This window comes from Streptomyces oryzae (assembly GCF_017676365.1).
Classification (GTDB): Bacteria; Actinomycetota; Actinomycetes; order Streptomycetales; family Streptomycetaceae; genus Streptomyces; species Streptomyces oryzae.
Window position 1 is genome coordinate 18,713 of record NZ_JADKMA010000067.1, and the last position, 14,771, is coordinate 33,483.

Consider the following 14,771-nt stretch of genomic DNA (forward strand, 5'->3'; position numbering starts at 1 on the left):
GGCTGCGCTTGCCCACCCTGCGCCCCGGGGGCACCACCCGGCCGGAGGCTGGGGGAGCAGACTGCCCAAGCTTCGCGGAGAGCAATTCAGGGGCGCGGGGAACTGCGCGAGCAACCCAAAACGCACCCGCAGCCCGCAACGGACAGCAAGGGGCACCCCCTCACCACAAGCGAGGCACCCTCAGCACGGCCGTTTGCGGAGCTCCATCACATAGTCGTGCGGCGCCCCCGCCGACTCCGCGGCGTCCGCGACATCCCCCAGGTAGCGGGCCGAGGGCAGACCGCCCTCATAGCCGTTGAGGACGAAACACCACGCGGGCTCCTCGCCCTCCAACGTGTGCACCCGCACCCGCATCCGCCGGTATATGTCCAGCCCGACGCCCTCCCAGCGGTCCACGGAGTCCTCGTCCATCGGCGCGATGTCGTACAGCGCCACAAAGGTCTGACAGCGCGGCGCCTCCACGATCGTGGCCAGCGCCCCGTCCCATCCCATGTGCTCACCCCCGAAAGTGAGCCGCCAGTCCGTGAGCCAGCCGGTGCCCCGCAGCGGAGAGTGCGGAGCGCGGCGCGCCATCAGACGGGCGTCGAGATTGCCGGCGTACGCGGCGTAGAGCGACATCCTTCGAGAGTAACGGCGCCCCTCACCCCGGAAGGTTCCGCGGCGAGGGAGCCCCCCACCGCGCCGCGCCGGTACCGCGTGCGGGACAATGGGGCATGTGACTCGGATCGTGATCATCGGTGGCGGCCCTGGCGGATACGAAGCAGCCCTGGTGGCAGCGCAGCTCGGCGCGGAAGTCTCCGTCGTCGACTGCGACGGCCTCGGCGGCGCCTCGGTGCTCACCGACTGCGTACCGTCCAAGACGCTCATCGCCACCGCCGAGGTGATGACCAACTTCGACTCCTCGTACGAAGAGCTCGGCATCCGGGTCGAGGACACCACGCACGACCCCGACGACCCGGCCCGCGTCGTGGGCGTCGACATCCGCAAGGTCAACCGCCGCGTCAAGCGCCTGGCCCTCGCCCAGTCGCACGACATCACCGCCTCCGTCACCCGTGCGGGAGGCCGCGTGGTGCGGGGCCGTGGCCGCCTCGAGCCCGGCCAGGCGGCCGACGGCTCCCGCGTCGTGACCGTCACGGCAGCGGACGGCAGCCAGGAGCAGCTCACCGCGGACGCCGTGCTGATCGCCACCGGCGGCCACCCGCGCGAGATCCCCGACGCGCGCCCGGACGGCGAGCGCATCCTGAACTGGACGCAGCTCTACGACCTCACCGAGCAGCCCGAGGAACTTATCGTCATCGGCTCGGGCGTGACGGGTGCCGAGTTCGCCGGCGCCTACCAGGCGCTGGGCTCGCAGGTCACCCTCGTCTCGTCCCGCGACCGGGTGCTGCCCGGCGAGGACCCGGACGCCGCCGCCGTTCTGGAGGACGTCTTCCGGCGCCGCGGAATGAACGTGATGAGCCGCTCCCGGGCCGCCTCCGCCAAGCTGACGGACGACGACCGGGTGGAGGTCACGCTCCAGGACGGCCGTACGATCACCGGCACGCACTGCCTGGTGGCGGTCGGCGCCATCCCGAACACCGCGGACATGGGCCTGGAGGAGGCGGGCGTCCGGCTCAAGGAGTCGGGCCACATCTGGACCGACAAGGTCTCCCGCACCTCGGCGCCCGGCGTCTACGCCGCCGGCGACTGCACCGGCGTTCTCGCGCTCGCCTCCGTCGCCGCCATGCAGGGCCGGATCGCGATGTACCACTTCCTCGGCGACACGGTGAACCCGCTCGACCTCAAGACCGTCTCCGCGAACGTCTTCACCGACCCGGAGATCGCGACCGTCGGCTACTCCCAGGCGGACGTCGACAAGGGCGCCATAGAGGCGCGGGTCGTCAAGCTGCCGCTGCTGCGCAACCCGCGGGCCAAGATGCAGGGCATCAGGGACGGTTTCGTGAAGCTGTTCTGCCGCCCCGGCACCGGGATCGTCGTCGGCGGTGTGGTCGTCGCGCCGCGGGCCAGCGAGCTGATCCATCCCATCGCGATCGCCGTCGACAACAATCTGACCGTCGAGCAGATCGCGAACACCTTCACCGTCTACCCCTCGCTCACGGGCTCGATCGCCGAGGTCGCCCGTCAGCTGCACACCCGCAAGCTGGCCGAACCCCACTGACTCCACGTGACGGCACTGGGCGGGGGCGAAGCCGCACCGGATCGGTCCCGAACTGATCCCCTATACCACGTTCGGTGCCGCCATACGAACAACTTCGGTTAATCGACGCATAGTGCTGAACGTAGACGGTCGTTGGCGTTACTGTCAGTTCCGTGTTCGCTGCGGAACGTCGTCAATTGATCCTCGAAATGGTGCGAGCTAACGGAGCGGTCTCCCTCCGCGAGCTGGCCCGCGTCGTCCAGACCTCCGAAGTGACCGTACGCCGTGACGTGCGGGCGCTGGAGGCCGAAGGACTCCTCGACCGCCGTCACGGCGGGGCCGTACTGCCGGGGGGATTCACCCGGGAGTCCGGCTTCCCCCAGAAATCCCACCTGGCCACCGCGGAGAAGACGGCCATCGCCGACCTCGCCGCGGGTCTCGTCTCGGAGGGCGAGGCCGTCGTCGTCGGAGCCGGAACGACGACGCAGGAACTCGCGCGGCGGCTGGCCAGAGTGCCGGGCCTGACCGTCGTCACCAACTCGCTGCTGGTGGCGCAGGCGTTGGCGCACGCCAACCGGGTGGAAGTGGTGATGACCGGCGGCACCCTGCGCGGCTCCAACTACGCCCTGGTCGGCAGCGGCGCCGAGCAGTCACTCCAGGGCCTGCGGGTCTCCCGCGCCTTCCTCTCCGGCAGCGGGCTGACGGCCGAGCGCGGGCTGTCCACCTCCAACATGCTCTCCGCGAGCGTGGACCGGGCGCTGGTGCAGGCGGCCGGCGAGGTGGTGGTCCTGGCCGACCACACCAAGCTGGGGACCGACACCATGTTCCAGACGGTGCCCACCGATGTGATCACCCGCCTGGTGACGGACGAGCCGCCGCCGCACGACGACCGTGCGGAGACGGAGTTGCAGGCGCTCGCCGATCGCGGCGTCCAGATCGCCGTCGCCGGCACCTCGCCCGCTGCCCCCGAGAGGGGGCGCTCCGAGGTCCCCATGCCCACCCCGCGGCGGGCCGCCGCCCAGGGTGGGAGCGCGCATCAGGGGAGCCCCGGTCATCTCCGCTCGGCCCCCGCTGGCCCGCCCCGGGTGGCGGACCTGGCGCCCAGGCGCCGTTAGGCGCTCTCAGGCCGGTCTTGTTCACGCCACATGGGGGCCGGCAAGCGACGGAGGGGAGACGCGCCCCGTAAGGGGCGCGGGGAACGGCTCCCCCCCCCAGCTCTTCGAGCAGGGGGTGCCCCCACACCACAGATCACCCGCAGCCCGCAGACATCGGACAGGGGCAGCCCCTCCCCGGACACCGAACCACTACCGTGGAATACGTGTCCGGGAACGCGGTGACGGTTGCCCTGACCGGTGACGTCATGCTGGGGCGCGGCGTCGATCAGATCCTGCCGCACCCCGGCAGCCCCCTGCTCGAGGAACCGTGCATGCGGGATGCGCGGGACTACGTCGCACTCGCACGGACGGCGAACGGGCCGGTCCCGCACCCCGTCGACTTCCCCTGGCCCTGGGGCGAGACCCTGCGCACGCTGGACGAGCTGGCCCCCGGCGCGAGGATCTGCAATCTGGAGACCAGCGTCACGCGCAGCGGTGACTTCGCCCCGTGCAAGGACGTGCACTACCGGATGAGCCCCGCGAACGTGGCGGCCCTCGGCGTCGCCCGGCCCGAGGTGACCGTACTGGCCAACAACCACGTGCTGGACTTCGGCGTCAGCGGGCTGCTGGAGACGCTGGACACCCTCGCGGAGGCCGGGCTGCGGACAGCGGGAGCGGGCCGGAATCTGACCGAGGCCCGGACGCCGGTGTCGGCGCCGCTCGGCGCGGGCGGCGGGCGACTGCTCGTCGTATCCATGGGTTCGCCCTCCAGCGGCATCCCCGCGCACTGGGCCGCGACGGACGAGCGGCCGGGCGTCCACCTCGTCCGGGAGTCGGCGACGGCGGAAGCCGAGGAAGTCGGCGCCTTGGTGGCCGAGTTGAGACGCCCGGGCGACCTCGCCGCCGCCTCGGTCCACTGGGGCTCGAACTGGGGTTACGACGTACCGCCCGAGCAGGTGCGGTTCGCGCACGCGCTGATCGACAGCGGCCTGGACCTGGTACACGGCCACTCCTCGCACCACCCGCGCCCCGTCGAGCTCTACCGGGGCAGGCTCGTCCTCTACGGCTGCGGGGACTTCATCGACGACTACGAGGGCATCAGCGGCTTCGCCGAGTTCCGCGACGATCTGCGCCTGCTGCACGCCGTCACGCTCGATACGGACACCGGGCTGGCGTCCGACGTGCGGCTGATCCCCTTCCAGGCGCGCCGGATGCGCCTCGTGCGGGCCTCGCCCGCGGACACCGAGTGGCTGCGGGCAACCCTGGACCGGGTCAGCGAGCCGTTCGGGGTCCGCGTGGAAACGGACCCCGAAGGGAGGCTCACCGTCCGGGCCCGCCGCTGAGGCGTCAGTCCTCGATCTCAGTCCTTGATCTCGCAGATGACGGCGCCGGACGTCACCGAGGCACCGATCTCCGCCCGGAGGTCCTTCACCGTGCCGGCGCGGTGCGCGTTCAGCGGCTGCTCCATCTTCATCGCCTCCAGGACGATGATGAGTTCGCCCTCCTCGACCTGCTGGCCCTCCTCGACGGCGACCTTGACGATGGTGCCCTGCATGGGGGAGGCCAGCGCATCGCCGGAGACGGCGGTGCCGGACTTCTTGGCGGCCTTGCGCCGCGGCTTGCGGGCGCCGCCCTCGACGGCTGCGCGCGCCAGCGGCATGCCCAGCGAGGAGGGGAGGGAGACCTCCAGCCGCTTGCCGCCGACCTCGACGACGACGGTCTCGCGCCCCGCGCCCTCCTCCTCGTCGGTCTCCCCGGCGGCGGGAGCGGCGAACGGCTTGATGTCGTTGACGAACTCCGTCTCGATCCACCGGGTGTGGACGTCGAACGGCTCGCCCTCACGGCCGTTCACCTCGGGCGCGAAGGCGGCGTCCCTTACCACCGTGCGGTGGAAGGGGATCGCGGTGGCCATGCCGGTCACCTCGAACTCGTCCAGCGCCCGCGCGGCCCGCTGCAGGGCCTGCTGCCGGGTGGCGCCGGAGACGATGAGCTTGGCCAGCAGCGAGTCCCACGCCGGGCCGATCACCGAGCCGGACTCGACGCCCGCGTCGAGCCGGACGCCGGGTCCTGAGGGCGGCGCGAAGGTGGTGACCGTGCCGGGGGCCGGGAGGAAGTTGCGGCCCGGGTCCTCGCCGTTGATACGGAACTCGAAGGAGTGACCGCGCAACGGGGGGTCCTCGTAGCCCAGTTCCTCCCCGTCGGCGATCCGGAACATCTCCCGGACCAGGTCGATGCCGGTGACCTCCTCGGTCACCGGGTGCTCGACCTGGAGGCGGGTGTTGACCTCCAGGAAGGAGATGGTGCCGTCCTGGCCGACGAGGAACTCGCAGGTGCCCGCGCCCTCGTAGCCGGCCTCGCGCAGGATGGCCTTGGAGGCGCGGTAGAGCTCGGCGTTCTGCTCGTCCGTCAGATACGGCGCCGGGGCCTCCTCGACCAGCTTCTGGTGGCGGCGCTGGAGGGAGCAGTCACGGGTGGAGACGACGACCACGTTGCCGTGCTTGTCGGCCAGGCACTGGGTCTCCACGTGCCGGGGCCGGTCCAGATAGCGCTCGACGAAGCACTCGCCGCGGCCGAAAGCGGCCACGGCCTCGCGCACCGCCGAGTCGTACAGCTCGGGGACCTCCTCCAGCGTACGGGCGACCTTCAGGCCGCGTCCGCCACCGCCGAAGGCGGCCTTGATGGCGATGGGCAGGCCGTGCTCCTCGGCGAAGGCGACGACCTCCTCGGCGCCGGAGACCGGGTCCTTGGTGCCCGCGACGAGGGGGGCGCCGGCGCGCTGTGCGATGTGCCGCGCTGCGACCTTGTCGCCCAGGTCGCGGATGGCCTGCGGGGGCGGGCCCATCCAGTTGAGGCCCGCGTCGATGACGGCCTGTGCGAAGTCGGCGTTCTCGGAGAGGAATCCGTAGCCCGGATGTACGGCGTCGGCCCCCGAATCGGCGGCGGCCTTCAGTACTTTGGTGACATCCAGATAGCTTCCCGCCGGGGTGTCACCGCCCAGGGCGAATGCCTCGTCGGCCACGCGGACGTGCAGGGCGTCCCGGTCCGGCTCGGCATAGACGGCGACGCTCGCGATTCCCGCGTCCCGGCACGCGCGGGCGACGCGGACGGCGATTTCGCCGCGGTTGGCGATGAGCACCTTGCGCACGATGGCTCCCTCCTTGAAACAAGCTGAGTTTAGGTACAGGCGACACCTGACGCCGAGCCGCCAAGGGGGGTGAGCTTGCCCACACGGAGTGTCACCCGCGGGTCGCGCAGAACCGGATCTCCCCTTGTTGTCCCACGGTACGCCGCATTCGGCGCAGGATTGTGTGCCTCAGGCATGTGGGCTAGCTCTCTGTCGGAGTCGTGCGCTGAGCGCGCCGGTCTTTGTGGAGTCCCTACGACTCGGAGAGGGAAATTTTGCTGTGCGTCCTTTCCCTTGCCCTGGCTTGTACCCGTGAGTAGCGTTCGCCCTGCCAAGAGCACGTACCTGGAGTGACGACAGAGCGAACGACGCAGCAAGGGCAACGGAAGAGGTGGCCAAGTGGCGGGGCGCAGACGGGCGGTGGCCGCGGTCACCGCGGCGGTGCTGGCGATGGAAGCAGCCATGCTCGTGGGACTCAATCTCTTCCTGGGCAAGGTCGCCGACGCTCAGCAGATGTCGCTGGCGGGCATCGACCCGCGTGCGATGACGGTTTCGGCGGTGATCGGTGCCGTGCTCGTGGGCGGCTATGTGCTCGGCTGCGCGCTGATCCTGGTCCGTACGGCGGTGCGCGATGTGCCGCCGCGCGGCTTCCTGCGCATCGTGCTGATCAGCTGTGCGGTGGTGCACGGGGTGCTCGGTGCCTTCTCGGTCGGCCTGGTCGGCTGGCTGGCCTTCCTGGTGATGATGGGCGTCCTCGGGCTGCTCGTCTGGTCGTTGACCTGGTACGGCGAGGCCATGGAAGCCCCGGCACAGCCGGCGCCTGGTGCCGGTCGGCCCGGCGACGGCTCCGGGATCAGCGCGGAGCCCACAGGTCCGTGACGGCGATGCCCAGCTCGCGCAGCAGCCTGCGCAGCGTGGGCAGCGACAGGCCCAGCACATTGCCGTGGTCGCCCTCGATACCGTCGACGAACGGACCCGAGCGGCCGTCCAGCGTGAAAGCCCCGGCCACGTGCAGCGGTTCGCCGCTGGCGACGTAGGCCGCGATCTCCTCGTCCGTCGGCCTGCCGAAGTGCACCGTCGTGGACGCCGTCACCGAGCGGCGCCCCTCCTCGCCCGGGACGCGGGTGTCGATGACGCAGTGCCCGGTGTGCAGCACGCCGGAGCGGCCCCGCATGTCCTTCCAGCGCGCCGTCGCCTCCTCGGCGTCCGCCGGCTTGCCCAGCGGACGCCCGTCCAGCTCCAGCACCGAGTCACAGCCGACGACCAGCGCGTCCGCGCCCTCCATCCGCGCGGCCACCGCCGTCGCCTTCGCCTCGGCCAGCACCCTGGCCAGCGCGGAGGGGGTCGGGGCGCTCAGCGTGTCCTCGTCCACGCCGCTGACGACGACCTCCGGAGCCATTCCCGCCTGCCGCAGCAGCGCGAGTCGGGCGGGGGAGGCGGAGGCCAGAACGAGACGCGGAGGGTTCATGCCGCCATCGTAAGGAGTCGGCGCGCGGGCCGTCCCCGGGCCCTCACGAGTACGCGACGGACAGAAGCAGCAGCATCACCACCCCGGTGACCACTAACAGCACCCAGCCGAGGCGGTGCATCTGCTCCTGGGTCCTGCTCAGTTCCGGCGGCGGTTCGTCTCGGGGGTCCGACCACAGCATCCGCCCATGGTGGCCGCGTGCCGGTGCGGGCGCCTGAGTACGCGTACTCAGCCGCCCGCACCCCGCAAGAGCCCGGTCAGCCGGGCCAGAACGTGCGGCGCCAGGCGCCGGGACCCGGCGTCGGCAGCGGGCCCGGCACGGTGCGGGCCGGGTCGGACCAGGCGCTCGGCGCGGGGCGCTGCGGCTCTCCTTCCGCCGCGGCGGAGGCGCGGACCCGCACCACCGCCAGCGCCGCCGCCAGTTCCTCGGGCGTCGGGTTGCCCCGTACGACGCGGATGGGCGGCTCGGCGGGCACGGCCGGAGCGGTGTCTCCGGGCCCGGTTTCGATGGACTCCGTCATCGCGGCCTCCTCACAGCGGGATGTTGCCGTGCTTCTTCGGCGGGAGCTGCTCCCGCTTGGTGCGCAGCGTGCGCAGCCCGCGGGTGATGTGGCGGCGGGTCTCGGCCGGGCGGATCACCGCGTCCACATAGCCGCGCTCGGCCGCGACATACGGGTTCAGCAGCGCGTCCTCGTACTCCTGGGTGAGCTGGGCGCGCAGCTCCTCGGTCTCCTCGGGCGTACCGGCGGCGGCCAGCTTCTTGCGGTGCAGGATGTTGACCGCGCCCTGTGCGCCCATCACCGCGATCTGCGCCGTCGGCCAGGCGAAGTTGAGGTCGGCGCCCAGGTGCTTGGAGCCCATCACGTCGTACGCGCCGCCGAACGCCTTCCGCGTGATCACCGTGATCAGCGGCACCGTCGCCTCCGCGTACGCGAAGATCAGCTTGGCGCCGCGCCGGATGATCCCGTCGTACTCCTGGTCCGTACCGGGCAGGAAGCCGGGCACGTCCACGAAGGTGAGGACGGGGATGTTGAACGCGTCGCAGGTGCGGACGAAGCGGGCGGCCTTCTCGCTCGCGTCGATGTTCAGACAGCCGGCGAACTGCAGCGGCTGGTTGGCCACCACGCCCACCGACTGGCCCTCGACACGGCCGAAGCCGGTGACGATGTTCGGCGCGAACAGCGCCTGCGTCTCCAGGAACTCGCCGTCGTCCAGCACATGTTCGATGACGGCGTGCATGTCGTAGGGCTGGTTGGCCGAGTCCGGGATCAGGACGTCCAGTTCCCGGTCCTCCTCGGAGGTCTCCAGGTCGGCGTCCTCCGGATAGCCCGGCGGCTCGGAGAGGTTGTTGGAGGGGAGGTAGGACAGCAGGGCCTTCACATACTCGATGGCGTCCTTCTCGTCCCCCGCCATGTGGTGGGCGACGCCGGAGGTCGCGTTGTGCGTCCGCGCGCCGCCCAGCTCCTCGAAGCCGACGTCCTCCCCGGTGACCGTCTTGATCACGTCGGGGCCCGTGATGAACATGTGCGAGGTCTGGTCCACCATCACCGTGAAGTCCGTGATGGCCGGCGAGTAGACGGCGCCGCCCGCGCACGGGCCGAGGATCAGCGAGATCTGCGGGATGACCCCGGAGGCATGGGTGTTCCGGCGGAAGATCTCCGCGAACAGGCCGAGCGCCGCCACCCCCTCCTGGATACGGGCGCCACCGCCGTCGTTGATGCCCACGACGGGGCAGCCGGTCTTCAGCGCGAAGTCCATGACCTTCACGATCTTCTCGCCGTAGACCTCGCCGAGGGCGCCGCCGAAGATGGTGAAGTCCTGCGAGAAGACGCACACCGGGCGGCCGTCGACGGTGCCGTAACCGGTGACCACGCCGTCCCCGTACGGACGGTTCTTCTCCAGGCCGAAGTTGGTGGAGCGGTGCCGTGCGAACTCGTCCAGCTCCGTGAACGAACCCTCGTCCAGGAGCAGCTCGATGCGCTCACGCGCGGTCAGCTTCCCCTTGGCGTGCTGCTTCTCCACAGCGCGTTCGGAGCCCGCGTGGACGGCTTCGCTGGTGCGGCGCTCGAAATCCGCGAGTTTGCCCGCGGTGGTGTGGATGTCGAGGTCGTCGATGTCGGGGCTGGGCGAGGACATCTCGGAGGGCTCCTTACCGTCGCGGGTTGGCTACCGACCCGTAGGCTATCGGCGACCTGCGCATTACGGAGTGCGTCGTTGACCACACTGCGACCACACTGCCGCTTGCGCACACCGGCCACGTGAGGGTCCATAACCTGTCGGGCATGACGCCCAACCGCTGGTCCGACCTGGACCGACCGCCACTCAACGAGACCGCCCTGCGCCGCGCGCTGGTCACCGGGGACTCCCTGTGGACACAGCTGGAGGTGGCCGAGTCCATCGGCTCGACCAACACGGAGCTCGCCGAACGGGCCCGGCGCGGCGACGCAGCGCCCGGCGCCGTCCTGATCGCGGAGGAGCAGACGGCAGGCAAGGGCCGGCTCGACCGCTCATGGACGGCCCCGCCCCGCTCCGGCCTCTTCTTCTCGGTGCTGCTGAGCCCCGAACCTCCGCCGCAGCGCTGGGGCTGGCTCCCGCTGCTGGCCGGGGTGGCCGCCGCGGGAGCGCTCGCCCGTGCGGCGGGAGCCGACACCGGGCTGAAGTGGCCCAACGACGTGCTGACCACCGGCGAGGGCGGGGAACGCAAGATCGGCGGCATCCTCGCGGAACGCGTAGGGGCCGACTCCGTCGTCCTCGGCATCGGCCTCAACGTCACCCTCCGCCAGGACGAGCTGCCGGTCCCCACCGCCGGCTCCCTCGCCCTCGCGGGCGCCCGGGGCACCGACCGCGACCCGCTGCTGCGCGCGGTACTGCGCGCGCTGGCGGACTGGTACGCCCGCTGGACGGCGGCGGACGGCGACCCCACGGCCAGCACCCTGCTGGAGACGTACGCGGCGGGCTGCGTGACCCTCGGCAGGACCGTACGGGCGACGCTGCCCGGGGGAGACGAGCTGGTGGGGGAGGCCGTCGCGGTGGACGGCGACGGACGGCTGATCATCGCTTCGGAACAGGGCGTACAGCATCCGGTCGCTGCCGGTGACATCGTCCATCTGCGCCCCGCAACGGGAGAGTGAGGTACCGCACAACTGCCGTATGGTGGGCAATCGGCGGTGACATCGGGTGCCACCCGGCAGCGGTGTCCCGGCCCGGAGCACGTTGAGCAAGAGGAACGGAAGGGCTGTGCGCAGGGACGACGCAAGGCCGCGACACCACGCCGCGGAGGGTGCGGGGAGCCCGCGGTGACCGTGGACGAACCGGGCATGCCCGAACGCAGAGCGCCTTCCTCCGCCGGGCCCCCGCCGGCCACGGGCGCCTCGGAGACCGACGCGGAGGCCGCCCCGGGCGCTGCCTCGAGCGGCGCCGGGGACGACGGCCGCGGAACGCCCGGCCTCGCCGGCTCGGCCGACGCCGCCGACCCGGCCGGTTCCGCTGGTCCGGCTGGTTCCGCCGCCCCGGATCCCGTCGGCGACCCCGCGGGGGACGGTGCCCCCGGCACCCCGGCTGCGGCTCCGGGCACAGGCGGCACAGGCACAGGCACAGGCACAGGCACAGGCACAGGCACGGGACCGGCCCCGGCTGCGGGCCCCTCCGGCGCTGCGGACGGCCGGCCGGACGGCGGGGCGGCCGACGGGGCGGCGGTGGACCCGGAGGAGGCCGGGGATCCGGAGGACGCCGGGGACCCGGAGGACGAGCCCGATCCCAGCGCGCTGCGGATCGAGGAGCTCATCCTCGGCTCCCACCGCCAGTACACGCCGTTCCAGGCCGCCCGCGCCGCCGGGGTCTCCATGGAGCTGGCGTCGCGGTTCTGGCGGGCGATGGGCTTCGCCGACGTGGGCCAGGCCCGCGCGCTGACCGAGGCCGATGTGCTGGCGCTGCGGCGGCTGTCAGGGCTGGTGGAGGCGGGGCTGCTGAGCGAGACGATGGCGGTGCAGGTGGCCCGGTCGACGGGGCAGACCACGGCGCGGCTCGCCGACTGGCAGATCGACTCGTTCCTGATGGGGCTGACCGAGCCGCCCGAGCCGGGGATGACGCGGAACGAAGTCACTTTCCCGCTGGTGCAGTTGCTGCTCCCCGAGCTGGAGGAGTTCCTGGTCTATGTGTGGCGCCGGCAGCTGGCCGCCGCCACGGGCCGGGTCGTACAGGCACAGGACGACGAGGAGATGGTCAACCGGCGGCAGGCGATCGGCTTCGCCGACCTGGTGGGCTTCACCCGGCTGACCCGGCGGCTGGAGGACGAGGAACTGGGCGAGCTGGTGGAGGCCTTCGAGACCACCTCGGCCGACCTGGTCGCGGCGCACGGCGGGCGGCTGATCAAGGCGCTCGGTGACGAGATCCTCTACGTCGCCGAGGACGCGAGCACCGCGGCGGAGATCGGGCTGCGGCTGATCGAGACGATGGCGAACGACGAGACGATGCCCGAGCTGCGGGTCGGCATCGCGTTCGGCACGATGACGACCCGGATGGGTGACGTCTTCGGCAACACGGTCAACCTCGCCAGCCGGCTCACCTCGATAGCGCCCAAGGACACGGTGCTGGTGGACGGCGCCTTCCGCGCCGAGCTGACCGCCTCCGGCGCCGCTCCGGAGTCGGAGAAGGAGAGCGAGGACCTGTCCGGCTACCGCTTCGCGCTCCAGCCCCTCTACCAGCGGCCGGTGCGCGGGCTCGGCGTGGTCGAGCCGTGGCTGCTGCGGCGCCGTACCCAAGAGGGTTAACCGTCGTTATCGTGCTCCGCATGGATCACAGTGCACAGAGCGAGCAGACGTTCGGGGAGTGGGTGCGGGTCCGCAAGGACGGGCACGTCGCTGAGCTGGTGATGGACCGGAAGGGTGCCATGAACGCTGTGTCGACGGCGTTCGCCGGCGCGCTCGCCGACGCGTGTGCCGCGCTCGCACGGGACGGCGACGTACGGGCCACCGTGCTGACCTCCACCCACGAGCGCGCGTTCTGCGTGGGCGCCGACCTCAAGGAGCGCAACTCCCTCAGCGACGCCGAGCTGGCCGCGCAGCGCCCGCACGCCCGGGCCGCCTACAGCGGGGTGCTGGAGCTGCCGATGCCCACCATCGCCGCAGTGCACGGCTATGCGCTGGGCGGCGGATACGAACTGGCGCTCTCCTGCGATCTGATCGTCGCCGACACCACGGCTGTGCTGGGGCTGCCCGAGGTGTCGGTCGGCGTGGTGCCCGGCGGGGGCGGCACCCAGCTGCTGCCGCGCCGGGTGGGTGCGGCCCGTGCGGCGGAGCTGATCTTCTCGGCGCGCCGGGTCGAGGCCGGGGAGGCGCACCGGCTCGGAATGGTGGACCTGCTGGCCGCTGAGGGCGAGGACGGCGCCGAGGCGCTGGCGCTGGCCGCACGCATCGCCGCGAACTCACCGGTGGGGCTGCGGGCCGCCAAGCGGGCGCTGCGCACCGGTTGGGGCATGGACCTGCGCGCCGGGCTGGAGGTCGAGGAAGCCGCCTGGCGCACCGTCGCCTTCTCCGGCGACCGTGCGGAGGGCGTGGCGGCGTTCAACGAGAAGCGGAAGCCCGACTGGCCGGGGAAGTGACAAGGGGCGTACGGGGGAAGTGACTAAGGCGGTCTCACTCCAGGACAGTGGTGATTCCCCGGCGAGACTGCGGCTTTCTTCGTAGAGTGAGGTTCTCCCTAGGGGTCCGCGCGGCAGAACGGGGCGAAGCCTCCTAATCTTGGCGGTATGGGCGGAATAGGAGCGGGTGGCGAGGACGCGGACGCGCGCCTCAGCGCCGTCGTGGGGCTGTCCCAGGCCATGGCGGCCGCACAGACGTCTGCGCCTGCCACGGCCCGCCCGCACCCCTACGACGAGGACGAGCCGGAGGCCGCCGCCGCGCTCTCTCACCGGGACATAGCCCATGCGGCCGCCTGGGGCGCCTGCGAGGCGATGGGCGGTGCGTTCGCGTCGATTTCCGTCTGGGAGCGGGCACGCGGCCGGCTGCGGGTGCTGGTCAACGTGGGGGAGCGGGCGCCGGAAGAGGCCGAGTTCCCCACCGACGAGTCCTACCCCGTCCACGACTTCCCGCAGGTCGCCGAGTTGCTGCACGAGTGGTGGGCGGGCGGCGGCAGGCCACAGGCGTGGGTGGAGGGCGACGGGCCCGAACGGACCGCCGAGGCCGAGGGCGAGGCCGCACACAGCTACCGGCAGGTGGCTGCGCTGCGCCGCCGGGGCCGTGGCTCCTGCGTGATCGCCCCGATAGTGCTGCACGGCCGGGCCTGGGGCGAGCTGTATGTGGCCCGGGCCTCAGCGAGGCCCCCCTTCACCCGGGACGACGCCGACTTCGCCGCTGTGCTCGCCGCGCTCATAGCCTCCGGCATCGCGCAGAACGAGCGTCTTGAGGAGGTACGCCGCCTCGCCTACACCGACCCGCTGACCGGCCTCGCCAACCGCCGCGCCGTCGAGAACCGGCTGGACGAGGCCGTCGAACTCCACCGCGATCTGGGCACCGTCGTCAGTCTCGTCGTCTGCGACGTCAACGGACTCAAGGGCGTCAACGACGCCCAGGGCCACGAGGCCGGCGACCGGCTGCTGGAGCGGTTCGCCGCCGTCCTGTCCGCCGGCGCCGCGACGCTGCCCGGCGCGCTGGCCGGGCGGCTCGGCGGGGACGAGTTCTGTCTGCTGGCCGTCGGGCCGACGGCCGACGAGGTGGTACGCGCCGCCGACGAACTGTGCCGGGGCGCGGCCGAACTGGAGCTGGGGGAGGGCGTGGCCTGCGGGGTGGCCTCCACCGGCGATCCGGTCGGCGAAGTGCGGACCGCGCACCGGATCTTCCGGCTCGCGGACGCGGCGCAGTACCGGGCCAAGGCGCTGCGGTCCGGCAAGCCGGTCGTGGCGGGCCGCGAGGGCGGCCCCCACGACCCCACACTGCGCCTCGCCGCGACCCC

Annotated in this window: 14 protein-coding genes; 8 read left to right on the forward strand and 6 right to left on the reverse strand. The window is 72.0% G+C overall.

The genetic code is table 11. The features are described from left to right. Positions 1-180 precede the first annotated feature (180 nt). A complete protein-coding gene (locus ITI46_RS15280; protein ID WP_209240085.1) occupies positions 181-618 on the reverse strand; it encodes a gamma-glutamylcyclotransferase family protein in 438 nt (145 codons plus the stop codon). 88 nt (positions 619-706) lie between these two features. Between ITI46_RS15280 and ITI46_RS15285 the strand changes: the two genes are divergently transcribed. From ITI46_RS15285 to ITI46_RS15295, 3 genes are all read left to right on the forward strand, one after another. After that, positions 707-2,158: an NAD(P)H-quinone dehydrogenase gene (locus ITI46_RS15285; RefSeq protein WP_209240086.1), complete on the forward strand. Its 1,452-nt coding sequence runs from the start codon at positions 707-709 to the stop codon at positions 2,156-2,158. A gap of 188 nt (positions 2,159-2,346) precedes the next feature. Further along, positions 2,347-3,252 carry a DeoR/GlpR family DNA-binding transcription regulator gene (locus ITI46_RS15290; RefSeq protein WP_247746028.1) on the forward strand — a complete coding sequence of 302 codons (906 nt, stop codon included), beginning with the start codon at positions 2,347-2,349 and terminating at the stop codon, positions 3,250-3,252. A gap of 203 nt (positions 3,253-3,455) precedes the next feature. After that, entirely contained in the window at positions 3,456-4,574 is a 1,119-nt protein-coding gene (locus ITI46_RS15295; protein ID WP_209240088.1) for a CapA family protein, read from the forward strand. Between the two features lie 17 nt (positions 4,575-4,591). On the opposite strand, the gene ITI46_RS15300 is transcribed toward ITI46_RS15295, so the two are convergent. Further along, complete coding sequence (locus ITI46_RS15300) at positions 4,592-6,376, reverse strand: ATP-binding protein (protein WP_209240089.1); 1,785 nt, start codon at positions 6,374-6,376, stop codon at positions 4,592-4,594. Positions 6,377-6,775: 399 nt separating this feature from the next. On the opposite strand from ITI46_RS15300, the gene ITI46_RS15305 reads away from it, so the two are divergent. Beyond that, the gene (locus tag ITI46_RS15305) at positions 6,776-7,234 is read left to right on the forward strand and encodes a hypothetical protein (protein ID WP_372451956.1); all 459 of its coding nucleotides are present in this window, start codon (positions 6,776-6,778) and stop codon (positions 7,232-7,234) included. Here ITI46_RS15305 and ITI46_RS15310 read toward each other — a convergent pair. The 4 genes from ITI46_RS15310 to ITI46_RS15325 all read right to left on the reverse strand — a co-directional run bounded on the left by ITI46_RS15310 (position 7,209) and on the right by ITI46_RS15325 (position 9,959). After that, positions 7,209-7,823, reverse strand: a complete 615-nt coding sequence (locus tag ITI46_RS15310) for a Maf family protein (RefSeq protein ID WP_209240090.1) — start codon at positions 7,821-7,823, stop codon at positions 7,209-7,211. The two genes, ITI46_RS15305 and ITI46_RS15310, sit on opposite strands and share 26 nt — an antisense overlap. Before the next feature lie 43 nt (positions 7,824-7,866). Further along, complete coding sequence (mmpB, locus tag ITI46_RS15315) at positions 7,867-8,004, reverse strand: morphogenic membrane protein MmpB (protein ID WP_209240091.1); 138 nt, start codon at positions 8,002-8,004, stop codon at positions 7,867-7,869. 76 nt (positions 8,005-8,080) lie between these two features. Continuing rightward, positions 8,081-8,344, reverse strand: a complete 264-nt coding sequence (locus ITI46_RS35505; protein WP_209240092.1) for an acyl-CoA carboxylase subunit epsilon — start codon at positions 8,342-8,344, stop codon at positions 8,081-8,083. Positions 8,345-8,354: 10 nt separating this feature from the next. After that, the gene (locus ITI46_RS15325) at positions 8,355-9,959 is read right to left on the reverse strand and encodes an acyl-CoA carboxylase subunit beta (RefSeq protein ID WP_209240093.1); all 1,605 of its coding nucleotides are present in this window, start codon (positions 9,957-9,959) and stop codon (positions 8,355-8,357) included. 146 nt (positions 9,960-10,105) lie between these two features. Between ITI46_RS15325 and ITI46_RS15330 the strand changes: the two genes are divergently transcribed. The 4 genes from ITI46_RS15330 to ITI46_RS15345 form a co-directional block, all read left to right on the forward strand. Continuing rightward, complete coding sequence (locus ITI46_RS15330) at positions 10,106-10,954, forward strand: biotin--[acetyl-CoA-carboxylase] ligase (RefSeq protein ID WP_209240094.1); 849 nt, start codon at positions 10,106-10,108, stop codon at positions 10,952-10,954. A 165-nt stretch (positions 10,955-11,119) separates the two neighbouring features. Then, on the forward strand, positions 11,120-12,592 hold the full coding sequence (locus ITI46_RS15335; RefSeq protein ID WP_209240095.1) for an adenylate/guanylate cyclase domain-containing protein: 1,473 nt from the start codon (positions 11,120-11,122) through the stop codon (positions 12,590-12,592). 20 nt (positions 12,593-12,612) lie between these two features. Beyond that, on the forward strand, positions 12,613-13,422 hold the full coding sequence (locus tag ITI46_RS15340; RefSeq protein ID WP_209240096.1) for an enoyl-CoA hydratase/isomerase family protein: 810 nt from the start codon (positions 12,613-12,615) through the stop codon (positions 13,420-13,422). Positions 13,423-13,569: 147 nt separating this feature from the next. Then, positions 13,570-14,771 (forward strand): GGDEF domain-containing protein (locus tag ITI46_RS15345; RefSeq protein WP_209240097.1); only part of this gene is annotated, 1,202 nt, incomplete at its 3' end.